Origin of the sequence: Mycobacterium sp., assembly GCF_008709575.1 — a bacterium.
GTDB lineage: Bacteria > Actinomycetota > Actinomycetes > Mycobacteriales > Mycobacteriaceae > Mycobacterium.
Window position 1 is genome coordinate 1 of sequence record NZ_VYIK01000362.1, and the last position, 689, is coordinate 689.

Below are 689 nucleotides of genomic sequence, written 5' to 3' on the forward strand. Positions count from 1 at the left end.
CGCGTCGCGAAGATCGGGCAAGAAACTCGGCGATGTCCAACGCTGGCGAGAATACGCCGGGTGCCGCGGCGCGTCGAACCGGACCGGCGGATTGGCGCGGTCGGTGACCACCGCGATCGTGGTGGGGGCGGGTCCGAATGGGCTCGCGGCCGCGGTGACTTTAGCCCGGCAGGGTGTCGAAGTGACCGTCCTGGAAGCCGCCGACACTATCGGCGGAGGCACGCGCAGCAGCGAAAACACGCTGCCGGGACTGCTCCACGACGACTGCGCTGCGGTCGTGCCGATCGCGCTGGCATCGCCGTTCTTCCGCAGCCTCGACCTCGAATTGCACAGCCTCGAGTGGGGATGGCCCGCGGTCGATGTCGCCCACCCCGTCGACGGCGGGCGTGCCGGCGTGCTGGTGCGCTCGATGGAGGAGACCGAGTGTCTGCTCGGAGTTGACGGTCCACGATGGCGCAGGGTTTTCGCCCCGCTGGCTCAAGGTTTCGACGAGCTTGTCGCCGATCTTCTTCGCCCGGTCGTCCACATGCCGCAGCATCCACTGCGACTGGCCCGTTTCAGCCCGGCGGTAATGCTGCCGGCAACCGTGCTTGCGCGGTCGCAGACATCCTCGGCGACGCCCTTCCGCCGCGAGTCCGGCGGGCGTACCGCCGTTTTCGTTTCGGGCCTGCGGCATTCAAGATCGATCT

1 protein-coding gene is annotated in these 689 nt (G+C 68.2%); it reads left to right on the plus strand.

Going from position 1 to position 689, the window contains the following annotated elements; translation table 11 throughout:
• Positions 1-103 precede the first annotated feature (103 nt).
• A partial coding sequence (locus F6Q13_RS18955; RefSeq protein WP_293059804.1) for an NAD(P)/FAD-dependent oxidoreductase occupies positions 104-689 on the plus strand: 586 nt, incomplete at its 3' end.